This window comes from Pedobacter sp. A2324, from assembly GCF_059693705.1.
The window spans coordinates 300,202-323,918 of the sequence record NZ_JCASSK010000003.1; the positions used below are offsets into that span (position 1 = coordinate 300,202).

Below are 23,717 nucleotides of genomic sequence, written 5' to 3' on the forward strand. Positions count from 1 at the left end.
TGTTTATTATGATTTCTAAATTTCAGGATTCTTAACGTAATCACTCCAAAGTGCATCCAAATCTTTACCTGTTAGCCTTGTCCAGATTGCAGGTGTATAGGTGTGATCTCTCAATGAAGCATCTACAGTTTTGATAGTACCTGGTTTAGATTTTTCTAACCATGCAAAAAACCTGGCCGTAATTCTGTAGCTGTTTTTGTAGGAGTGTTCGGGCTTTAGAGCTGGCAATATCCATTTTGCTCCTGCATTATCAACACCAAATTTATAACGGGCATAATCGGCTATTCCTTCCGTTAACCATCCTGGACCTACACTCCTTCCGTAATCCTGAACGATATGCATGACTTCGTGGGTAACAACATCGATATCTTCAGGATGTTTAACCATCCATATCGAGCTATAGGTTACTTTACCATCTGCGGTTGCGGCGACACCATCGTAAGTTGTATCGACAAAAAACTTTACGTTCTTTAGGGTAGACGGATTGTATTCCTTAGCCAGTTTCGGGTATACTTCGAAGAATGTCTTGATAAGCCGTTTTTTTAATGCAGGGTCAAGTGCCGGAAAGTTGCTTTCGAACGATAGTGTATATCCGTTCTTTTTGATCACTTCCTGCGCCGAAAGCTTACTGTTGAAGATTAAACAGATTACTGCAAAGACAAGAAAAATAGATTTTTTATTCATTTGATTATTAATAGGTGATTTTGGTTAGCATGATTAGCAGTGCAAAATAAAAATAATATGTAAAACGTTTTAGTAAATCATCAAAATTTTACGATAAATATTTATTTTTTATTTCTGGCATCATATTTCCAGCCGCCTAAGGCGACCACCTCTAATTTCTCAAACACTATTTACTGCTATATTTAAGGGCTACCTGATCTGGATTTTTGCTGTAATCACCCCAAAGCTGATCGATATTTTTTCCTGTCAGTTCAACCCATGACTCCTCGGTGTATTTATGTGCCCGGAGTTGGGAATCGAGCTGGGCGATTAAACCCTCCTTTACATTTTGTTCTAACCAAGCAAAAAACCTTGCAGTGATTCTATAGCTGTTTTTATAGCTTTGTTTTTCGTTGAATGCGGGTAAGCTCCATTTCGACCATACATTATCAACCCCGTATTTATACCGAACATAATCGGCAATACCTTCTGTTAGCCATACCGGACCAGCACTGTAACCATATCCCTGAACGATATGCATCGTTTCGTGTGTGACTACATCGATATCCGTTGGATGTGCTTTCATATAGCCGGCGCTGAATAATATTCTGTTTCCACTGGCTTCGGCTACTGCTTTATAGGCCGTATCTACCACAAATAGAACATTATGTGTAGACTTATTATTGAACGTTTTCACTAACGTAGGATATATTTCAAAATAGGTATCAATCAAATTCTGGCGAACCTTTGGATCCAGGTTTGGGTCTTTACTGATGAAGGTTAGTGAGTATCCTTTTTTCTTATCCTGACTATAGAAGGACCAGTTTTTAGTAAATGCGGTGCGGAGCTCTTTTTCTATTTTGCGCTGTGACTTTCCTTGTAGCCAGGAATTGTTAATTTTTATTTCTCCAGCTTTGGCTTTGATTGTTGTGTTTTCATTTCCATCGAGCGTTACTATTGCTTCACGTTTCGTTCGGTAACCATCCGCGGATGCGAAAAAGGGGTACGTATTGTAGAAAGCTGCGGTAATTTTGTTTTTTGTTTCCTGATTTAACTGGTTGGAAGGGTCATTGAATGAAACTTGATAGCCTTTTCGGTTTTCATTTTGTCCGTAAGTGTTAAATGCAAAAAGTAGTGCTATAATGACGATTAAAAAATTTCTGTTCATGGTTTTGTGTACAAAATAAAAATGATTTTGCCGAACGCAAAACCATTTGGTAAAGTATATTAAGGATATCGTTAATAAGTAATTTCTGGGAAGTCGGTTTTTGCTTTTGTCAGCATTGGTGCCCAATCCGCTCCTTTTTCGTCTTTCGGACCAAATGCTGTTAGGGCAAGAGTGGAAAGATCAGCCTTTGCGGCACCACTCCAAAAGTGTATAAATTCTCCGAAGTTCATTTTTCTGGTGTATTGCTGGTAAGTTTTGCCTTGTACTGAAATTGACTGTTTTGGAAAATGCTGGGATAATAAAGTAAAGAATCCATTTAAAACTTTCGCCTTACCATAATTTTCATAAATAGGAAGAAACCAGTTCTTAAACCATTGTGTACCTGCTTTTGGATAGGTATCTGTTGTGGTCATCATTTTTGCTGACCAGCGTTGAGCATCGGCAGTTCTGTTGAGTCCCAAATAGACATCATACTGATAAATTTCCATCCATTTACTATCATGCCAGATATCAAATGCGGGAGATTCTTTAACTCCTTTGGAAGCGCCTTCAACAATATGACCAATTTCATGGGTTGACAAATCAATATCATTATCAATACCCGTGGTCCATGCATCAAGGCTGCTTGCTCCGCAGTCTGTTACATTTCTGTAATCATGGCCGGCATCAAGATACGTGCCGGGGTGACCACCACTGTATTTACCAGCATGATAAATGACAAACAATCGGCTATCATCACCAAATTTACCGTACGTTCTTTTCGTATAATTCCAGGCTTCGGCCATGTATGTTTTAGGCCATACGACGGTTGGCTTTACATCGCCATCGTAATAAACTACTACACTTGTATCGTAGGAAATACGATTAAGCAACTGTACGTGTTCGAACCAATGTTCCTTCCAGGTTTTTGATGGCGCATTAGGGGGGTCTACAGCCTCCACTAAGGGTGGTGCAGGGGTAACCGTTTCAACTGGCGATTTCTTCCCATTACAAGCTAGCAAAGTGAATAATGAAATGACAGATAAAGTGAGTATGTTTTTCATGGTTTAAATAACTTGGTTTTAAAAAAAAGCACCGGGCTTAAACCCGGTGCCAAACAATTTTACCAGCCTGTATTTTGAACAATTACAGGCACTTTTTGGATTTCTCCGTTTGGAATAGGCCACAAATAGTGTTTCTTTTGAAAAACCCTATTTTCGATTACTACCGGAGTATAAAAACCTGGTGCATTTTGAGTGATATTTAAACCACGAATTTGAGTATCCGTAGTTTCTGCAATTTTCCACTCTCTTGTGTAAAAATAACGATCTAATTCGAAAGCTAACTCAACACGGCGTTCGCGACGGATTGCATCTCTCATGTTGGATGGCACTGCAATACCTCCGCTTCCATAAACAGGGATGCCTGCTCTACTTCTGATGCGATTTAAGTATATTAAAATATCAGGGTCTGATGGATTAGATTCCTGAAGTGCTTCGATATAATCTAAATAAATTTCTGCTAATCTGATCATAGTAAAAATAGACCGGCCAGCTGACCATCCTGCAACAGTCAGGTGCTTTCTGGACGTGTATCCTGTTTTAGAATAATCGGTGTTTGAAATGGCAGATTTACCTGCGTTTCCGTTAAATTCGAAACTAGTGACGATATTTGATGAAGTGTTGATCCATTTACGGCCTGAGTAAGTAATATTCGCATAAAACCGAGGTTCTCTGTTTACATACATGTTGCTGATAGACCTTGGAGTACCCTGATCATTTGGGTCAGGCGCCTGATAATTTGATGTTCCAGAGGCTGAATAGGTCGGGTCATTTTCTATAGGTAAGCCATTAGCAGTGAAGTAAGCATCTACCAGTTGTTGAGAAGGCGATAAAAATGAGCCCCCTTTATCCCCACCTGTGGCACCATTGTGATTAGGAGCCAAGGAATATTGATAAAAGGTAACATCACCACCCCTCCCGAAAATAATTTCAGAATTCCATCCATTTAAAAACACATCCCTCGTAGCAATAAAGGCCCTGTTAAATGGTGTATTTGGTGTAACAGGGTTACTGGTTGGAACTGAAGATACGGTGTACAGGGCGTAGTTGGCATAATTTGGGTTATTTAAAAATGCTTTGGCCGCAGTAGCTAATCTGGTCCATTTTGCTACACTGTAAGTCTGGTTGATAAGCTGCTTGCCATCACTGTTTTTAAGGGCCGCATAGTCTGTATTTCCATTGAATAATGGACGCGCAGCAGTCAATAAGGTCTTAATTTTATAGGCTTCTGCAACGGAGGCATTGATGTGACCATAGTCTTCACTAGCCTGCGGTGTAGCTGGAAGCTTTGCAATCACCGCATCTAATTCTGAAACGATATAATCGACACACTCATCCATTGAGCTACGAGGTTTACTTATTGCTTCAAGTGGAGCATCAGATGCGATTGGATCATTACCTAATAAAACCACCGGACCATATTGCCTGATTAGATAGTAATAATAAATAGCTCTTAGTGCTTTAGCTTCATTATAATACCGGTTTATGATGTCTATACCACCAATATTACAATCTGTACATCTTGTCACATTAGCCATAAATGAACTCGCTGCCTGAATACCCCTGTAATAATTTTGCCAATGGTAGTTTACCTGTCCGGTAGTAGCATCCCATGCTCCTGTATTTACACTTTCCGTGAAGTTGGGTAGCGTATAATCAGCTTCATCGGAAGCAGCTGTCCATGGACCAATATTACCAAGCCCTGAAGCTGAGCGATCATAGTTTTGGTCTGGCAGGGTTGAGTAAATATTTGCTAACGCCTGATCAACTGTTGACTTTCTCTCGTACATCTGATCAAAAGTTAGTCTGTCGTCAGGTACCTGATTCAAGAATTTTTTACAACCGTTATTGCCCATTAATAGCAATACGCCAGCTGTATATATCAATAATTTTTTCATGCTTTTAATTTTAGAAATTAGCTGTAAGACCTAAAGAATAGTTAGAGGTTAATGGGTATCTGGTACCATTGGTAGTTAGCAATTCCGGATCCCAAAGCTTAAATTTACTGATGGTAAATACGTTATAACCAGTTCCATAAATTCTCAATCGTTTAATGCCTAGTTTTTTGATACCTTCTTTTAACGTGTAACCTAAATCGGCATTTTTCAACCTTAAAAAGCTGACGTCGCGTGTCCACCAAGTACTGGTTTGATAATTATTGTTGTTGGTACCACCATATGATAATCGAGGATAAACAGCATCCTGACGTGGATTTGCAACCGTCCAGCGGTCAGCAGCTACCGCTAACATATTTCCTAAACCGCCGGAATTAGCAAAAGACGGAATATTTATATTGATATCTGCATTATCCTGTCCCTGGAAGAACATGCCAAAATCGAAGTTTTTATAGGTCAATGAAAAACCGAAACCATATGTTGTGCTTGGAATATCTCCTCTACCAATCACCGTTTGGTCAAACGAATCGATTTTACCATCACCATTTAAATCCTTGTATTTAATATCTCCTGGCATTAACGTACCAAATTGTGTTGGGCTTGCATTAATTTCTGCCTGGGTATCAAATAATTTTTCAGCTACATATCCAAAACGAGATAAAATATTAAGCCCTCTACGCTCCAACCAAGGATAGGCTTTTGGTGCTTCATCATTTTCAATAACCTTGTCTTTGTTATAGGTAAAGTTAGCTCTTAAATTCAGCGACCAATCCTTGCTCAACTGTGCATCATATTGAATAGTACCATCGATACCTTTATTTTCCACAATACCAAGGTTTCCGATAGGTGTGTTGGCTAAGCCGATATAGTTCGGTACAGTTCCTCGGGTTATGAATTGATTTTTTCTTCTTTCTTTAAAAAAATCAACAATTAATGAGAGATTATTATTTAGGGTTTTCATCTCAAAGCCCAAATCCTGTTTGCGTGTTTCCGCCCAGGTAACATCTACTCCATAGGCTGTTACACCTAAACCACCAACGCCGGCATTACCATTTAAACCGTATGTGTAACCACTGGCGCTGCCTACTTTTGTTAAATAATAAAAACGTTCGCCCTCTGTTTGGACATAACCATTACCACCACTACCGCCGCTGCCAACAATACCATCAGAATACCTGAATTTAACCATTTGAATAGCATCCTTTAACGGTTCAAAGAACTTCTCGCTCGATAATAAATAACCTATACCAATAGCAGGGAAGAAACCATACCGTTTATCAGGTGCAAAGTTTTCTGAACCATTATAACCCATGTTAAATTCGAAGAAATATTTATTGTCATATGCATAGGTTGCACGACTGGCGATACCCTGTAATCTATAAGGCAAAGATTGCGTTAAATTTGGAGCAAACGATGTAGAGTTGTCGTTTTGGTTATAAAGTAATAATCCACTTACCGCATGCTTACCAAAAGTGCGATTATAATTTATTGCTGCCTCAAAATACATTTTCTTGTCACCGCCATTTGCACTTCCGAAGTTTAAAAAGTCTTGACCTTGTAGCACCAAGCCATATTTATAACCTGAGGCAGGGTTGCCGGCCACATTGTAAGGGTTAAGGGGATCAATTCTATATAAACTCTCTCTCTTGGTTCTGAAAATTGCACTGTTATTGTTGATGTCGAAAGAGTACATGGAAGTAACCGATAAACCTGGCGTAACTTCTTTCAAGTCTTGTGTTAAACGTAAGTTTGAATACAATTGAGTACTGTAACCAATTCTATACCCATTTCTAGTGATATCTCCATATGGGTTACGTTGATCGGCCTGTGCACTTATACCTGGTAAACTGCCGTTGGGATAAAGAACCGGAAATGAAGTCGGATTAATTAAAAATGCCTGACTAAAAATATCCTGTGCTCCTAAATTACTAGGGTAGTTGGTTTGTGCTAAAATACCTTTAATACCCAAGTCCAGTTTGGTTGTCCCGGTAATATCAAGATTTAAATTGGTGTTGATATTGTATCGGCTAAAATTTTGTTTGACCGCTGAATTTACAGCCTCATCCGTTTTAAACAAACCGTCTTCACCATAATATCCGATTGAGACGTAATACTTTGCGTTGGTTACCCCACCGGAAAGATTTGTAATAGCCGACCTGTTTCTCCCAAAATCTTTATATATAGCGTCGAACCAGTTTACATTAGGGTATAAGATGGGGTCTGTTCCTGCAGCCGTTTTTTGTACAGCATCAATAGAATATGCCGGCGCAAATGCACCTGCAGCTCCGCCCCTTAGATAATCTGAATACTTGGCCTCATTAGCAAGATTCATATAATCAACACCATCGATCAATTGTGGTCGATTAGTGAAGCTACTTACACCTTCCCAATATTCCACATTGATTCTTGGCGAACCAGTCTTTCCCTGTTTGGTATTAATAAGTATTACACCATTTGCACCACGGATACCATAGACTGCTGTGGCTGCGGCATCTTTCAATACCGTAAAATTTTCTACATCATAAACGCTAATGTCGTTCAGACTTCGGTTTGGCACACCATCAATAATTACTAAAGGTCCCCTGTCGCCCGATGTTAGGGAAGAAATGCCACGAATAAAAATATCTGAGCCTGTAGCACCGGGCTCACCATTTCTACTTACATTAATCACACCTGGGATACGGCCTGCCAGGAGTTGACTCATACTCGAAACTGGCTGTTTTAATTCATCTGCTTTCACAGATGACTGTGCACCAACCAAACTTTCTTTTTTCTGAACTCCGAAACCTACAATAGCAACCTCTTCTAAGTTAGACCCTGCAGTTTCTTTGAGTTTTACTTCAATCGTTGTTTTAGTTCCAATTGTAATTTCTTGTGAATCATACCCCACATAAGAAATAATCAATATTGCGTTTTGATCCGGAACCGTTATGGTAAATGCTCCATTTACATCTGCAGCGGCAGTTGTAGATGAGCCTTTTACCTTGATACCTGCTCCGGGAAGTGGTGCACCTGTTTCATCCTTTACGATACCGCGTACCACAATGTCAGCTTTTGTTTGGTTAATGAACTCTGAACTGGTTATGTTAACAGCAGTTGCATGAGCGGACGAGTATAAACTGCCATTCAAGACTAATGAGAGAGCGATAGCCTTAAATGCACAATCTTTAAACCTGAGCCTGCCCTCCGTTAAATTTGTAATTCTTTTTATCATGATAAGTTTGTTTGTTGATAGTAACTGTTACTAAGCCTGCTTTTAGTTACAATAGATTTCCAGTACCTATCGGCGACTACCGATGGTATAAAAAATTGTACTATATATTTGGCTATTTATACGGATTATTGTTGCTCTTCCGGAACTTCGATCAAACGCCATTCAGACAACTGAAACAGCGAACCACTTCCGATTGCTGTGATGCTAATGCGGTAAAATTTGTAAGCAATTTTATTTTTAAAACTGTAGGTTTTAACCATGTTCCTTCCGGAAAAGGTTTCTCCGGTACGCGTATCGAGGTCCACCCAAGTGGTCCCATCCAAAGATCCGCTGAACTTCCAATCCTTAGGATCTCTACCTGGAGCATCGTTACCGGAAGTCAGTGTATAAGAGGCAACTTGTTGAGGAGTAGCAAAACTCAACTGCATATAAAAGTTATTCGCGTAAGGATTGATTAAAAATTTTGTTGTAAGATCATTGTCGACAACTTTTGCAGACCCTTCTGCTCCTGATGAACCACCGGAACTTTCAATATTTACAGAAAGTGTTGCTTTAGAAGTGACATCAACTTTTGCTTTCCATGTAAATAAATCTACTGCCGGATATTCTTCCTTCGTGCACCCCGATAGCAATGCAAGCACACAGAAGAGTACGGCTACCCTTCTGGTAATTTTAAAACAATTCATAATAATTAGTTAAATAGTTGTTGGTTGTTGATTGTGGAATGTTTGTTGGCCCATGAGCTAATCGCTAGACACGTGGACAGTTTCTTAGTAGCTTTATGTCATATAATTCCCTCCATATTATTTGTTATTTGCCCTTTAGATTAAAACTAAAACGTTTTATCAAACGACGCTTTAAAAAAGTCCTGCATGCTCAGAACTTATAACATTACTCTCATCCCCCTTAGGGCTTGCTAAAACGTTTTATAACACAATAATAGGAATAAATTCACAATTTTATTTAAACTATCAAAAAAAAATATGCATTACCAATAGATTTGCACTATTTATAGGAAAAACACCAGATTAAACACCAAGAAAGCTATGAATTCCAAGCATTTATAGACCAAATTATCTCCAAAATCACGATTATTTTTGATAAAAAAAGGCGATGTTGCTTCTACATCGCCGTATTTAATGTTTTAAGGGAAATTTTACCCGGCATTTTCATCGCAGCAGCTTGCCGCGCCGATTAAAGCAGCATTTTCTTTGAGTTCGGAGATTTTGATGTCTGCATCTATTTGATTTCCTTTTAGTGTTGCAGTTAATTCCGGAGCAAAGGCACTAAAAGATTGTGCAATGTTTCCGCCTATAATTACGGTATCAATTTTATGTTTATTGATCACCGGAATTAAGAATTGCGCAAGGTTGTAGCCAAACTCCATAAATACGCGTGTTGCAGCATGATCGCTTTCTACTATAGCAACCAGTTCTTTTACACCATCGACTTCGTTGCCCGTAAGCTGCTTATATCGCTTTACGAACCATCGGGTGGACAGGTAATCCTCTGCGATGCCATCCAAAAAAGGAGAGCACCACAAGTCGGCATCAATGGCTTTACTATCGATGCATAACGAAGATCCTAAACCAGTACCCAGGGTTAATCCTAAGACGTTGGCATTACCTTTGGCAGCTCCCGCGTATACTTCACCTTGCAGGAATCCTGCGGCGTCATTTATAAAATGAATATGATCAGCAGGAATATCCAGTCTTAAGGCCAGTTCCTGCTTGACATTTATGCTGTAAAGGGATTTAAATTTATCCTGATCCTTAATTAAGGAAATGCCTTCCTCATAATTAAAAGGGCCTGGCATGGCTATACCGACATACCTGGAACCATTTGTAATGTTTTTGAAAGCCTTTTCGATAATATCGCACCATGCAGATAAAATGACTTCTTTTTTCTCCTGTGAATTCACAGGGCTACGTTTAATGGAATCGTTAACTAATGTACGTGTTTCTAAATCCACTAATGCGGCTGTAATATGTGAACCGCCAATATCTACACCTAATGCAACAGGTTTTTCCATTGTATATCTTTATTTCTTAAATTAATCTTTGTGTTTTTCAACAAAATTGGCCAAAAGTAGTAAAACGTTTTTATAAACTGAGAGAAAACGGTTTATCTTCGTCCAATATCCCTCTTTTTAACGAAGGTTTAACATCCATTTGTAGTTTTAATATACCACCATTTAGCAAATCTGTATGGTTGAGAAAGTTTTTACTGTACGGCTTTCCATTTAGTGTGGCTGACTTAATATAAACATGGGAAGCATCATTAGCAGGGGCTTCAATTACGAATTTCTTTCCATTTTCCAGGTTTATTGTTGTTTTTTTAAACACGGGACTTCCAAAGACATACTCACCGGTTCCAGGTGTTACACTATAGAAACCTAATGCACTTAATACATACCAGGAAGATGTTTGGCCCTGATCTTCATCGCCGGGATAACCGTTCTCGGAGGCATCATATAATTTTTTCATCACCTCCCGTGCACGAAACTGCGATTTCCATGGCTCTTTGGCATAGTTATACAAATAAACCATGTGCTGAATAGGTTGGTTTCCATGTGCGTACTGACCCATATTGGCCATTACCATTTCAGTCATTTCGTGTATCATGCCTCCATAGGAACCTACATTGACTTTATTTGGCTCGCTAAATACCGAGTCTAACTTAGCATTGAAGTTTTTTTCACCTCCCATCAGATTGATTAAACCCTTTGTGTCGTGGAATACTGACCATTGCCAATGCCATGCATTGCCTTCAGTAAAAGGGCCGCCCCATTCTGTGGGATCGAATTTTGGTGTCCAGTTGCCCAGAGCGTCTTTTCCCCTCATAAAACGGGTACCAGCGTCATATACATTTTTGTAGTTATACATCGGCTTTTCGAAAGCTTCCATGTAATGTTTATTTCCGGTCATTTGCGCCAGATGGTAGGCGCAGTAATCGTCGTAAGCATATTCGAGCGTTTTGGCGGTTGCTTCGCGATATTTTGGATATGGAACATATCCGAGCTGGTTGTACTCTTTTACCCCATCTCTTCCATTAGCAGGACCCCACGGGCCTTTGTTCATGGCCTCATGGTAATAAGCGTCAAGTGCTTTTTGCGGATCGAAAGTTCTGATGCCCTTTGCCCAGGCATCAGCTAGTAGTGAAATGGCATGGTTTCCAATCATACTTCCTGCTTCGCTCGGGAAAGACCATGATGGAAGCCAACCACATTGTTCCTGAGCAGCAAGCAAGGCCTGCATGTAACGTCCGTGCATTTCTGGATGTATTAAAGTGTTTAAAGGAAACTGAGCACGGAATGTATCCCAAAAACCAGTATCAGTAAACATATAGCCCTCATGCACTTTACCATCGTAAGGACTAAAGTAATAAGGTTGTCCGGATTCATTTAATTCATAAAACTTTCTCGAAAACAAGCTGGCACGAAAAAAGCAGGAATAAAATGTCTCCATGTCCGCTTTAGTTCCGCCTTCAACTTCAACTTTTCCTAAAGATTTATTCCATACAGCAGCAGCCTTTGCTTTCGTTTGTTCCAGTGTTTTATCAGCGCCTAGCTCTCGTGTTAAATTGAGTTCAGCCTGTTGAAGGCTGATGTAAGATGATGCTGTTTTAGCCTGAACTTTTACCCCATCGGCAAACTGAACAAATGCTCCCTTTCCGAGGCCTTCAGCAGAAACCGAGTCTATAAGAACTGTGTTTTTTTTATTTTCCCAGGTTCCGAAAGATTTTATGGGCTGATCAAACTGAACAACAAAATAACTTCTCCAGCCATTTCTAAAGCCTTCGCCATTATTTACCCAGCCTGTAATCTTATTTTCCTTTGGAAAAATTTTTACCGCACTTAAACGGGTATAGCCATCGAGTACCAGAAAGCTTCTTCTTCCTTTAGGATAAGAGAAGCGTAAATGTGCACCTCTTTCTGATGGTGAGATTTCGGTTGTAATTTCGTTTTCGAAAGTAACCTTGTAGTAATTGGGCTTTGCAATTTCATCGTTATGACTAAATGTGGTTTCACGTTTATTTTCATCTACTACCAGATCATCAACTACCGGCATTAACGAGAAAACTGCATAATCCCGGGTCCACGAACTACATTGATGGGCCTGCTGGAAGCCGCGGATTTTGTCTTTAAAATACTGATATTTCCAGCCATCGCCATTTCTTCCGGTTTGTGGTGTCCAGGTGTGCATGCCGAATGGCAAGGCTGTTGTAGGATAAGTATTTCCGCGCGTGAGTTCATGCTTGGAGTTGGTGCCTTGTAAAGTATTTACATAGCTTACCCAGTCTTTCTGCTGCGCGAACGAGCCTTTGGCAGCCAGGCAAAGCAGGATGGACAAAATTAATTTAGGTTTCATTTAGTTTGTTTGTGTTTATTGGTTCAATGATGTGCTAGCCCTACACCATATCGAATGTTTGTTAAAATCAGCGCTTGCCTGCATAGGTAGAAAAAGCAAGCAAGGCTGATTTATATTTTATTGAATACCCCATTTATCGGCAAGCATTTTGATGAAATAGCCGCCAACAACACTCCTTGCCTGAAAGCCACTCATTCTTCCGTCTGTTGTTTCATGCCAGTCGCTTAATGGCACTTTACTTTCCGTTTCTGTAGCGTAACGGTAAACCGGATGGATAAACTTTTCGAAATCGACTTTGTTATCGGTTAACGTTGCGGTCCACATGATCCAGTCGGACTTGGTATAGGTTCTGCGGCTATCCAATGGCAGGCCAAACTCCTTTTGTTTTTTTAGATAGAAAGCAATTTCCTTGTTATAAACGGCAACCGGAAAAAGGTCGAGTTTCAGCAACTTATCCCAGATCAGGTTATACTTTTGGCTCCAGGTATTTTTATCATTGAACGTAAGCGCATAGTGGTCGCCATCATCAGCGAGCTTCATCCAGTCTTGTGCCATCTTAAGTGCTGCATTCCTGTATTTTTTAGCTTCGTCCGTTTTACCGAGTTGCTGCGCCATCTGTGCATATCCGCCAAGGGCAACAATGGCTTTAACAGAAAGATTTGAATTTCTGGCCAGGTGACCGGCAAAATCATCTGTACACAATTGGTTTGCAGGATCGAAGCCTTCCCGTAATAAATAATCGGCCCATACTGACATGACTTCCCAGTGTTTGGCTGCGTAGCCGGTATTGCCTTCTGCTTTAGTAATAGCAGCGGTGAGGATGATCATATTTCCAGCTTCTTCAACTGGCATATCTTCACCATATGTTTGCCCGTTTGCGATGGGATATGTACCTAAGTCATGAGCGGGAAAAGGCTTTTTCCACTTTCCGCTTTCCGAATAATAGAAAATGCCGTTTAACATTCCTTTCAACAATTCCGGGCTGTAAAGGAGGTATTGCGGAGCAGACGGATAGGTAACATCAACGGTGTTTATTGAACCATTACTGAAGTTTTCTTTAGACAAGAAAAGGATGTCGCCATTTGGAGCATAAACAATTTTATGTGCGGCTATGCTCTGGCGATAAGCCAGCTTGCAGAGGTCGGCATATTCTTTACCCCCTGATTTAACTGCATCAGTGTATAACTGGTTATCAAAAGCAGCACATTTATTTTTAAGCAATGCATAATCGGTACTGGCCTGCTTCAGCTGATCTTCAAAGTTCTGCTTGCCCGATTTGTTCCAAACCGGTAATAGCTGTGTTTTGAAATACTCAACCGGCCTGACATCATCATAGCCGAGCATAACGTATTTCTCTACGGCAGTCCCATTGATCAAACCAAAAGGAATTACAGTGCCTAGATTTATGTTTTTACTATTTAGTATTTGCTTTTGTGCAGGATAATCACCTTTTACAAATGCGCTCAAGCTGGCTCCCTGTGGGGATAAAAATTGTTTTGCACCAAACTTTTCAGGTACTGCGACATACAGATACCCCCAATCGATTCGAACATCATCACCCCTTTTTTTCAAGACAGGTTGTTCTACTGTTCCGGCTTTGAGTATGGCCTGGCCACCCGACTTTTTGCTCCAGGCAGATACCGGCTGGGCGGGAGCGTTGACAGCAATATTTGATGACGCGCTGAGATAAACATCAACATTGTGAGCCTTAGCATCATTTGATTTTACGGCATAACTCACATAACTAAGCGGTCGTGCGGTTAATTGAATATCGTTTAGCAAAAGTGGAGAAGTAAAATTTACCTGCAGGTCGACACCACCGCATTTAAAGGTAAATGCTGTAGTAGTAGCCTGTACATTTACGTTCGTTTGTTTGGCTATTTGTATTGGAAGCTTTGTTTCCTCTTCTTCTACAATTCCGGCATCGAGGTGCCTCCCGCCGGCAGTATTTTTTACATGGATTGCCAGTAAGTTTTCGCCCGTTTTGAGCAGACCGTCAGGGATAGGAATATAAATATAATCAGAAACGTAATCATTCTTTTTATAAATTAATTTATCATTGACGTAAACCATTACATGATCGTCGTGATTAAGTTTCAGCACTTTTTTCCCTGGAGATAGATTAGTTAAAGTAAATTTTCTCCTGAAATAAAGATCATCTGTGTTCCATTTTGTTTTTGCTCTCTGATCGTCTCCGAAGGGTGCTTCCGCACTTTTCCAGGAGGCATCATTGTAGCTTATATTTTCCCATCCTTTATTTGGCTGACTAAAAGTGTACTTTGCCTGATAGCGGGATTCGTCGGTTGCCGGAAGTAGTTGTTTATAGTTCTTCGGTTCATTACCCAGGAACCGGTAATACTTATCATCTACTTTAATCAATCCTATCAGGGATTGTTCTTTGCCTGTCCAGTGTTTGGTAACCGACTGATTGAGCCCATCACCAAATGACCATATACTGAAATAGCTGTCGTGGGTGATTAGGGGATAAGCCGGTGCTTTGTCCTGAGCATTCAGTGTGCAAATAAAGAACGCACATAGTGCCAGTAGGGAAAGTTTTCTCATCGTTATATTTGGTTCAAGGTGTTTAAGAATAAATCGATTTACTTCATCTAAGAGCCAGTTCGGGATTCTGCACCAATTCTGAATTTTCTGTTAAGATGATTACAGCTTGATTAAGCCCTTTTAATCAAGCTAAAAGTAAAACGTTTTACTATTTCAATATTAGAGAATTTTAAACCATATTGAAACTATGGGATGTAATTTTTTCATTACAAGATTATTCCCTTATAATGAGTTTGGCAGGAATAATGATTTGCTGATCTTCCAATTTGGTTTTTGAGGATAATTGCTTAAGGATTAGCATAATTACGTTTTCTGCAATTTCTTCTAACGGCTGCTGAACGGTTGAAATGCCAGGGGTATGCAATTCAAATGCTTCGTGATCATCATAGGCAATCACGGCAAAGTCTTCACCAATTTTTTTGTTAATTTTCTTCAATACTTTTAAGCCACTAATGGCTAAATAATTGGTAGCAAACAATACTGCATCGATATTTTTATCATTGAAAAGCTCTTTAATTTGTCCGATGGTTTCATCCTCTTCCTGATTGAAATGTATTTTTAAAACAAGGTCATCGTTGTATGGAATGTTATGATCTTCGAGCGCTTTTCTGTATCCGTCGTAACGTTCGTTGATTTGCGGAACATTAATATCGGTTGTAACCAGGGATATATTTTTCTTCCCTTGATTGATAAAACTTTCTATTGATTGATAAGAGGCATTAAAATGATCGGCACCAACATAACTTGTACTAATCTCGGGCAGGTTCCTGTCGAAAAAGATAACGGGGTTTCCATCATTGATGAGCATCTGAATATCTTCCTCTATTCCTTTTATAGGAGAAATGATATAAGCATCAACTTTACGCGATTTGAACATATTAATGAGTTCTTTTGCTTTATCAACGCTATTCTCGGTGCTGGAGTAAATAATTTTATAGCCTTTTTTATAGGCCTTGTCTTCTATTAAACGTGCGATACGAGAGAAGAAGGAGTTTGAGATGTCTTCAATGATCAGGCCGATAATATTAGAGTTACCGGTTCGTAAACTACGTGCAATTTGATTGGGTTTATAACCACTTTCTTCAATTATTTTCTGCACTTTATCGATTACGGCTTCGCTTATTGATTTTTCTTTGGCTTTACCATTTATAATAAATGAAACAGTAGTAATTGATACGTTTGCTTTAGTAGCAATATCTTTTATAGAAAGCGATTTCATTTGGCTTCAGTTCTATTTGGTAGTTAAACTCAAAGCTAAATAAAAAATGCAGCTTTCAAATTTTAACGGGTTATAAAAACGCAATTTAACATTTTTTATATTAATCGTTTTAGAAACGTTTATACTTGAATGATTTCAATTCAGTTTTAAATACAAAAGGGCGCCTTGCGGCGCCCTTTTGTGAAGATTAATATCCTGGATTTTGGGTGAGTTTTGAGTTTAAATCACGTTGTTGCTGAGGGATGGGAAACAGTGTCCGGGTTGCGGTAGAAGGTGTGTGATCCCACCATGTTCCTGTTGCAAATTTACCGAACCTGATTAAGTCATCTCTGCGGAACCCCTCAAAGATGAATTCTCTTCCGCGCTCTGCCAATAAGCTATCTAAAGTTAACGTAGCAGTGGTATAAGCATGGCTTGGCCATGTGGCAGCAGTATAAGCACGTTGCTTGCAGGTATTGACTAGTGTTACTGCTTCTGCCGTAGCTGCACCACCGTTTTTACGCATGATGGCTTCAGCTTTAGCGAAGTAAATCCATGTCAGGCGATATATATTCCAGTCTGTGTTATTATAATTTGGATCTGGCTGTACAGCAGTTGTGTCGGTACCGTTTACAATAAAGCCGGCAATGGAATTACCCAGTCGGTATTTATTGAACCTCACCCCACTGTTTTCTTCTCCCTCACTCATGTTACTGGTTGTTGAACCGGTTACGTTTTTGCGAATGTTATCTACAAACACAAGTGGCTTACCAGCATATTCTACTGTACCTTCTACCGGAACTTTAGGGTTTGAAAATTTATACTGTGGACCGATTAACAACCATTCTTTTTTCCTCAAGTCGTCATTATCATAAGTATCATAAACGCCTGGAATTACCACAACGCCATCGTTACCATTTCTTCCGCCACCATAGATATCTCTTTGAGCGAAGTGAAAGAAATCGGCTGCAAAGCCTGGTTCAAAGTTTGCTCTTTTGTAATCGTATGCAATGGAAAAAATAACTTCTTTTGATAAGTCGTTGGTATTTTTGAACTGATCCAGAATATTAGGATCTAAAGCCATTGCCCCATTTTGTCCACCCCCTTGATTTTTAATCAACATATCGGCAGCGGCTATACAATCGTCCCATCTTGGTGTACCTGTCCATACTTCAGCATTTAAGTAGAGTTCGACCAACATGGCGTAACCACCAGCCTGGCTCATCCTTCCCAGCATTGCTCTGGAGAGTTTAGGTGTTTTTTCAATATTTTCTTTGATTTCTTTTTCAATAAAATCAAACACCTGTTTTCTGGTTGAGGTTGCAGGATATTCACTAGTTGGCACGCTTCCGGTTGGTACGGTAAGGCTTATTGGAATGTTACCAAACAAATCCATCAATTTAAGATAGTGGAATGCCCGTAGCAGTTTAAGTTCGGCGATGTATGCATCTTTTTCAGCTTGTGTGATTCCCATATCAGCAATACTTCTGCTTTCCAGATTCTGTATCGGGCTGTTGCAGAGCCCCATTCCCCAATACATGAGGTTCCAGGCGTTGTTATAACCAGATTCGTCGACTGTCCAGGTATGATAGTGCAATCTTTTCCACTGACCGCCATCTTCTCCGTGAGGCCCCTTTGTTGGCCAGGCCAGCTGATCTGCAGATAGTTCGGCCATGCGCCACCATCCGTTTTGTCCTGCCGGAGCCACCCATGCGTTGGCGTGCGTATATGGGCGTAACACAGCAGAAAGCACTTCGTTTTTATTGGTATAGAATACGTCAGCTGGAATCTGATCGTAGGCGTTTTCATCCAGTTTCGTACACGCGAAGCTGAGTACTGAAAACATGATTAATGCGATATATTTTAAATTACTTTTCATGATAATAAGTTTAGAAGCCAAGATTTAAACCGAACAGGAAGGATCTGGTACTTGGGTAAGCATTTCTGTTATCCACACCCGGGCCTAAGCCAGAATCCAGTACGAAATCAGGATCATTACCGGTATAACCTGTAAGTGTGATTAAATTCTGACCAGTAGCATATACCCTTAGGTTTCTGATCAGCTTGTTTTTTAATTTGAAGTTATAGCCGATGGTAATTTCATCAATCTTCAGATTTGTTCCATCTTCAAGATAGTAGTCAGAATACATGTAAGTATCATTGATCTGACTATTCTTTTCGAAGGCTGTCCGCAAGTAGTTGCTTCCCTTGATGGAAGGATTTCCATAAGAGAGTTCAGTAGTGTTCAAAATATCATAATCGAACTTACCTCTAATAAACATTCTGAAGTCCCAGTTTTTATAAGAAAGATTAGCAGTAAAAGATGCGTAATATTTTGGGATAGCATTGCCAATTCTGGCTAAATCGGTCACGTTCGGATCTTTTGAATTGTTGATTTTGTCGTTACGAACAGCTTCTCCGTTCCTGTTAAAAAACAGCCATTTCCCTTCGGCATCAAAACCTGCGAAACGTTTACCCCAGAATTCGCCAAGTGGTGAACCTTCGTAGGTTGTGATAGCATCACCAAGATCGCCTGAACCGCCAATTCCACCAAAAGTTTTGTATTTCACATCGAAAATATCATTTGAATAGCTCACCAGTTTATTGCTTAATGTACTACCGGTAAAGTCCATGCTAAAGGTTAGGTCTTTAGTTTTGATGGCTTCGTAACTTAGCGCCAGCTCGATACCCTTTGATGAAATGGTACCTACATTGGCATAAATATTGGCAAGAACGTAAGGGGGCTGCGGTGTAGTATAAAGATCCAGCAGGTCTTTAGTCGTACGATCAAAAACATCCAGCGCTCCTTTTAACTTGCTATTAAACAAAGTGAAGTCTGCTCCGATATTTAACTCGCGTTTGCTTTCCCATTTCAGATCTGGGTTAACGTTGGTAGTTGGTCCATAGGTTTCTCTGTACGCACCGTCAGGGTAAATGTACCTGCCGCCGCCTCCCAATACCACTCTTGACGCATTATTAGAGAAGCCGGAATTACCTGTTACCCCATAACCTGCGCGAAGTTTAAGGTAATTCACCCATTTTACATTTTTCATGAAATTCTCATCAGAGATGTTCCAACCTGCGGAAACCGCCGGAAAGTTTCCCCATTTATTATTCACACCGAAGCGTGAGGATCCTTCCCGTCTTAAGATTAACTGAAGCAGATATTTGTTATCGAATGCATAATTAATTCTTCCAAAGAAAGCGATCAAGGTGTTATCATTTTTGAAACTTGTGGCTGTTGCCCTGCCATCTGTTAAAGCAACACCTGTGGTTAAATTATCTTCATGAAACTGATCATTGATAAAACCACGGTTACTCGCAGACTGGCCTTCTTCTACGTTATAACGATAACTATATCCGGCTACTGCAGCCAGTGAGTGTTTTTCTTTAATTACCGTGTTGTATTGCAAGGTTGGCTCGAATGCAAATGCCTGAGAAAGGAAATTGCCTTTGCTGGCGTAACCGCCACCAGGATAATCGGAATCTTCTACTGATCGTTCAGAAAAAATAGATGCCCAGGCACCATCAGTATAGCTATCTCTCTGTACCGATCCAAACACAGATCCTTTAAGTCCTTTAAAAAGGTCTATATCTGCCTTGATATCTGCGGAACTGGTTTGCTGTTGTCTTTTACTTCTTTCCTGCTGAAGGCGTGCATATTGATTTGTGCTTTGGTTATCGAAATAGAAACTACCATTAGGGTTATATATCCTTTTGGTAGGATTTTTTACCAATTCTTCTTCCCATCCGCTACCACCAAGTGTGTTGGCATTGTTGAAGTTAGAAGCCAGGTTCATCTGTACATTCAGCTTATCATTAAATCCTTTCTGATTTACATTTAACCTTGCAGTATATTCTTTGCGGCCGTTTTCCAGACCAATACCCTGTAGATCACGGTAGTTCAAACTTGCTCTGTAGTTTGTATTGTTTGATCCTCCTGAAAGGGATAAGTTGTGATTTTGAGACAGATTGTCTTTATTAATCAGGCTACCGTATAAATCTTCGTTTCCTCCGTAATCCGGGGCATCGATAAGCTTAGCTGCGATCTTTTGTCTGAATTCATCAGCTGTTAAGAAATCCAGTCTGTTCTGGATATATTCCTTTCTAAAATATGTTGAATAGTTGAACTGAGGTGCGCCTGGTTTGCCTTTTTTAGTTGTAATTAAAATAACCCCAGCATTAGCACTTGTACCATAGATGGCAGCACCTGAACCGTCTTTCAGTACATCGACAGAAAGAATGTCATCCTGTTGCAGAAGATCAGGGTTACCACCTGGAATACCATCTATCACAAATAAAGGGCTTGAGCTTCCGGTTACGGTTACTGCTCCCCTTAATTGAACGTTGACACCAGAATTTGGATTGGAACCACTCGTTCGGGTTAAGTTAAGTCCGGCAACCTTTCCCTGAATCAGATCGAGGGGATTTCGTGCACCACTTTGTCGGAACTGGGCCGTATCTACGTGGGCAACGGATGACGTCACCTCCTTCGTTTTGAGGGTACCGTAACCCACTACCACTACATCGTTAAGGTTCTGAGCACCGGAAGGTACCAGACTAACTGTTAATGGTGTTGCACCATTTCCAGCTGGCATTGATTTAGACTGATAACCGATGTAACTGAACACCAAAACATCTGTAGGTGCTGAAACCGCAATGCTAAACTTACCGTTTTCCTGCGTTACTGTACCACCGGTTTTACCCTGGATTTTAATGCCAACACCGGGAAGGCCGAGTTTCTGTTCATCGACTACCGTACCGGTTATTGTTTTCTGTCCGGCTGCTGCTGCAGGCGCGGCCGGGCTTGCCGTTGCTGGCGTAGGAGCCGGAGCTGGTGTTGGGGAAGTTGCCGGGCTCGCGCCACCTAAAGGGTTAATCGGTACTTTGACAGAATCGGCAGGTTTGGCAACAGGTGTTTTTTTTGTTGTGTCTCGTTTAGTTGTGTCTTGCTGAAAATAATAGAGGCTGTAATTGTTTTTATTGCTCTTTAATTTTGCAAACAACTGGGGGCTTGAAATTAGGATCAGGCATAGGATACCTGACAACCTGGGTAGAATGTTTTTCATTGGCACTCACTCGTTTAGTTTATAATTAGTTACATTTTGCGGCCAATGATGCAATAATTAATGGAGCGTAAATGATTAATTTAATACGACCTGGATTTCCGCAAAACGATTTAGTAACGCCTTTAAGGCATTATTGTTTTAGAAAAAATCAAATCGTACCTAAAATGTTACGCAATTACAAAACTATTTTGACTGGGTATATTTAAAAATCAAGCGTGCAGTTTTTTCAGAGGCACCTGGATTTCCCATGCGTTTGAGGAGTGTTTTATATTCGGCAAGCATTTGAGTTCTGCCATTACCTTTTGTGATCAGGTTGAGTTCCTGAGATACTTTCTGCGTATTACAATCTTCCTGAATAAGTTCAGTTACAATCTTTTTATCGACGATGAGATTGACGAGTGAAATGAATCTGATTTTTACCAGTAATCTGGCGATTGCGATGGAAATAGTGCCACCTTTATATACCACCACCTGGGGAACTTCGAACAGTGCGGTTTCCAGGGTAGCGGTTCCGGAAGCAACTATGGCGGCATGTGCGACGTGCAACAAATCATAGGTGCTGCTGAACAACAGTTTTACGTTTTTATTGCCAATATATTGCTGATAGTAGGTTTCGGTAAATGTAGGTGCAGCCGCAATCGCGAAAGTATATTCGGGAAACTGCTCTGTGACGCTTAACATGACAGGGAGCAGCCTTTCAATTTCCTGCTTTCTGCTTCCAGGAAGCAGGGCAATGATTTTCTGATTACCGAGCTGATGGTTTTCACGAAATTGCGGATCAGGAGTAAACTGGGCAATTTCATCAAGTAATGGATTACCCACATAATCGACATGCATTCCCCATTCTTTATAAAAATCTACTTCAAAGGGTAGAATACAAAACATGTGGTCGACTACACGCTTTATTTTCAGCACTCTTTTCTGGTTCCAGGCCCAAACCTTAGGTGAGATGTAATAACAGACCTTTATACCGTTTGCCTTTGCAAATTCGGCAATTTTTAAGTTGAAGCCGGGGAAATCGATTAATATTAAAACATCGGGTCTCCAGGAAAGAATATCATCCTTAGCTGTTTTAAGATTTTTAAAGATTGCTCTTAAGTTGAGTACGACTTCTGTAAAGCCCATAAAGGCCATATCTTCATAATGCTTCACCAGCTCGCCGCCTTCAACTTTCATTTTATCCCCTCCGAAATATCGAAATACAGGCTGATCATCCTCTTCCTTCAGGGCCTTCATTAAGTTGGCGCCGTGTAAATCGCCAGATGCTTCACCAGCTATCAGGTAGTATTTCATGTTAGGATTATGATGTGAGATATGAGAATGTAGCTATTGGTTCGGGGATTTTAGAAAACTTTATAAGCAAAAAATATAAAAGCACACAGAAAGGTTGCAGCGAGAATCCCCCTACCGATGTTTTCCTTATTGTATCCAAAAAAATATTGCATGGTGTAAGCATTTGGCGCAATTCCACCTATGTACAACAAATCCGCTTTACGTAAGGCACCCACGTGATGAATAACGTAGTAGGCCAGGGAGCATAATATTAAAGGAACAATTAACCCAATTCCTAATCCCCACCAAACTGAATTATCCAGTTTTCTTATTCTATCATTCATGTGTTAACCGAGGTTTAATCCATCTGGTGCTGCAATTTTGTTTGCAGCAGTTTTCTTCACCGAATGATCGATACCAAAATCCCAGCTATTTAGGGTTTGAATGGCATGATGCGCTGTGAGGTCGAATTGAACAGGCACAATGGAAACATAGTTATTTTCGAGTGCCCAGACATCTGTATCCTGTCCGTTATCAAAGTTTTCGAATACTCCGGTTAACCAATAATAAGGCCGTTTATAAGGATCGGTACGTTCTTCGAATTCTTCCATCCATTTGGCGTTGGCCTGGCGGCAGATTTTAATGCCCTTCAATTTATCACCTTTGGGAAAATTAACGTTAAGCAATGTCCCTTCAGGTAGTCCGTTGGCCAGCACCTGTTCGCAAATACTTTTGATGTATTTTTTGGTATGGCTGAAATCCGCATCTGCGGCAAAGTCATCCATAGAAAAGCCTATTGAAGGAATTTTCTCAATGGCACCTTCCACCGCAGCGGACATGGTGCCTGAGTATAATACGTTAATGGAATTGTTTAAGCCATGGTTAATTCCAGATACACACAAATCGGGCTTTTTACCTTTAAATATCTTATTTACACCGAGTTTTACACAGTCTACAGGCGTTCCGCTGCATTTATACATTTCCACGCCATCATATAAATCGACTTTATCGAAGCGGATAGGTTTCCCTATTGTGATGGCGTGTCCCATTCCGCTTTGTGGACTATCTGGCGCTACTACTACCACATTTCCTATTTCCTGCATCACCTCCATCAGGTTTTTAATGCCTGTAGCGGTTATACCATCATCATTTACAACCAGGATATTGGGTTTTGTATTCTGCTTTGTCATGCTGGTAAAAATACAGATTATTTTACTAATAGTACCTGAGGAAAGTTTCAGGATAATTTTCAGGTTTAACCAAAAT

Annotated in this window: 15 protein-coding genes; all 15 read right to left on the reverse strand. The window is 40.2% G+C overall.

What is annotated here, in order from left to right:
- Positions 1–15 precede the first annotated feature (15 nt).
- Positions 16–684 carry a basic secretory protein-like protein gene (locus AC570I_RS10560; protein ID WP_047798700.1) on the reverse strand — a complete coding sequence of 223 codons (669 nt, stop codon included), beginning with the start codon at positions 682–684 and terminating at the stop codon, positions 16–18.
- A 166-nt stretch (positions 685–850) separates the two neighbouring features.
- The gene (locus AC570I_RS10565; RefSeq protein WP_497405420.1) at positions 851–1,831 is read right to left on the reverse strand and encodes a basic secretory protein-like protein; all 981 of its coding nucleotides are present in this window, start codon (positions 1,829–1,831) and stop codon (positions 851–853) included.
- 71 nt (positions 1,832–1,902) lie between these two features.
- Positions 1,903–2,874 (reverse strand): hypothetical protein, encoded by a 972-nt coding sequence (locus AC570I_RS10570; protein ID WP_497405421.1) that lies wholly within the window; start codon positions 2,872–2,874, stop codon positions 1,903–1,905.
- Between the two features lie 59 nt (positions 2,875–2,933).
- Entirely contained in the window at positions 2,934–4,769 is a 1,836-nt protein-coding gene (locus AC570I_RS10575; RefSeq protein WP_047798701.1) for a RagB/SusD family nutrient uptake outer membrane protein, read from the reverse strand.
- 10 nt (positions 4,770–4,779) lie between these two features.
- A complete protein-coding gene (locus AC570I_RS10580; RefSeq protein WP_497405422.1) occupies positions 4,780–7,980 on the reverse strand; it encodes a SusC/RagA family TonB-linked outer membrane protein in 3,201 nt (1,066 codons plus the stop codon).
- A gap of 125 nt (positions 7,981–8,105) precedes the next feature.
- Positions 8,106–8,666: a discoidin domain-containing protein gene (locus tag AC570I_RS10585; RefSeq protein ID WP_047798702.1), complete on the reverse strand. Its 561-nt coding sequence runs from the start codon at positions 8,664–8,666 to the stop codon at positions 8,106–8,108.
- A 470-nt stretch (positions 8,667–9,136) separates the two neighbouring features.
- Positions 9,137–10,012 (reverse strand): ROK family protein, encoded by an 876-nt coding sequence (locus AC570I_RS10590; RefSeq protein ID WP_497405423.1) that lies wholly within the window; start codon positions 10,010–10,012, stop codon positions 9,137–9,139.
- Positions 10,013–10,082: 70 nt separating this feature from the next.
- Positions 10,083–12,350, reverse strand: a complete 2,268-nt coding sequence (locus AC570I_RS10595; RefSeq protein ID WP_497405424.1) for a GH92 family glycosyl hydrolase — start codon at positions 12,348–12,350, stop codon at positions 10,083–10,085.
- A 117-nt stretch (positions 12,351–12,467) separates the two neighbouring features.
- Entirely contained in the window at positions 12,468–14,912 is a 2,445-nt protein-coding gene (locus AC570I_RS10600; protein ID WP_497405425.1) for a glutaminase family protein, read from the reverse strand.
- Positions 14,913–15,126: 214 nt separating this feature from the next.
- Positions 15,127–16,131, reverse strand: coding sequence for a LacI family DNA-binding transcriptional regulator (locus AC570I_RS10605; protein ID WP_497405426.1), 1,005 nt, complete (start codon positions 16,129–16,131; stop codon positions 15,127–15,129).
- Positions 16,132–16,318: 187 nt separating this feature from the next.
- Positions 16,319–17,989 (reverse strand): RagB/SusD family nutrient uptake outer membrane protein, encoded by a 1,671-nt coding sequence (locus AC570I_RS10610; protein ID WP_047798706.1) that lies wholly within the window; start codon positions 17,987–17,989, stop codon positions 16,319–16,321.
- A gap of 10 nt (positions 17,990–17,999) precedes the next feature.
- Positions 18,000–21,179: a SusC/RagA family TonB-linked outer membrane protein gene (locus AC570I_RS10615; protein WP_497405427.1), complete on the reverse strand. Its 3,180-nt coding sequence runs from the start codon at positions 21,177–21,179 to the stop codon at positions 18,000–18,002.
- A 183-nt stretch (positions 21,180–21,362) separates the two neighbouring features.
- Complete coding sequence (lpxB, locus tag AC570I_RS10620) at positions 21,363–22,472, reverse strand: lipid-A-disaccharide synthase (RefSeq protein ID WP_497405428.1); 1,110 nt, start codon at positions 22,470–22,472, stop codon at positions 21,363–21,365.
- A gap of 50 nt (positions 22,473–22,522) precedes the next feature.
- Positions 22,523–22,795 carry a stationary phase survival protein SurE gene (locus tag AC570I_RS10625; protein ID WP_497405429.1) on the reverse strand — a complete coding sequence of 91 codons (273 nt, stop codon included), beginning with the start codon at positions 22,793–22,795 and terminating at the stop codon, positions 22,523–22,525.
- 3 nt (positions 22,796–22,798) lie between these two features.
- On the reverse strand, positions 22,799–23,641 hold the full coding sequence (gene surE, locus AC570I_RS10630; RefSeq protein WP_047798709.1) for a 5'/3'-nucleotidase SurE: 843 nt from the start codon (positions 23,639–23,641) through the stop codon (positions 22,799–22,801).
- Positions 23,642–23,717 lie beyond the last annotated feature (76 nt).

Excerpts from the sequence above, each read along its gene's own strand:
- AC570I_RS10610 (WP_047798706.1), bottom strand. The coding sequence starts at position 17,989 with ATGAAAAGTAATTTAAAATATATCGCATTAATCATGTTTTCAGTACTC.
- AC570I_RS10575 (WP_047798701.1), bottom strand. The coding sequence starts at position 4,769 with ATGAAAAAATTATTGATATATACAGCTGGCGTATTGCTATTAATGGGC.
- AC570I_RS10605 (WP_497405426.1), bottom strand. The coding sequence starts at position 16,131 with ATGAAATCGCTTTCTATAAAAGATATTGCTACTAAAGCAAACGTATCA.
- AC570I_RS10595 (WP_497405424.1), bottom strand. The coding sequence starts at position 12,350 with ATGAAACCTAAATTAATTTTGTCCATCCTGCTTTGCCTGGCTGCCAAA.
- AC570I_RS10585 (WP_047798702.1), bottom strand. The coding sequence starts at position 8,666 with ATGAATTGTTTTAAAATTACCAGAAGGGTAGCCGTACTCTTCTGTGTG.
- lpxB (WP_497405428.1), bottom strand. The coding sequence starts at position 22,472 with ATGAAATACTACCTGATAGCTGGTGAAGCATCTGGCGATTTACACGGC.
- AC570I_RS10625 (WP_497405429.1), bottom strand. The coding sequence starts at position 22,795 with ATGAATGATAGAATAAGAAAACTGGATAATTCAGTTTGGTGGGGATTA.
- AC570I_RS10565 (WP_497405420.1), bottom strand. The coding sequence starts at position 1,831 with ATGAACAGAAATTTTTTAATCGTCATTATAGCACTACTTTTTGCATTT.
- surE (WP_047798709.1), bottom strand. The coding sequence starts at position 23,641 with ATGACAAAGCAGAATACAAAACCCAATATCCTGGTTGTAAATGATGAT.
- AC570I_RS10615 (WP_497405427.1), bottom strand. The coding sequence starts at position 21,179 with ATGAAAAACATTCTACCCAGGTTGTCAGGTATCCTATGCCTGATCCTA.
- AC570I_RS10600 (WP_497405425.1), bottom strand. The coding sequence starts at position 14,912 with ATGAGAAAACTTTCCCTACTGGCACTATGTGCGTTCTTTATTTGCACA.
- AC570I_RS10570 (WP_497405421.1), bottom strand. The coding sequence starts at position 2,874 with ATGAAAAACATACTCACTTTATCTGTCATTTCATTATTCACTTTGCTA.
- AC570I_RS10560 (WP_047798700.1), bottom strand. The coding sequence starts at position 684 with ATGAATAAAAAATCTATTTTTCTTGTCTTTGCAGTAATCTGTTTAATC.
- AC570I_RS10580 (WP_497405422.1), bottom strand. The coding sequence starts at position 7,980 with ATGATAAAAAGAATTACAAATTTAACGGAGGGCAGGCTCAGGTTTAAA.
- AC570I_RS10590 (WP_497405423.1), bottom strand. The coding sequence starts at position 10,012 with ATGGAAAAACCTGTTGCATTAGGTGTAGATATTGGCGGTTCACATATT.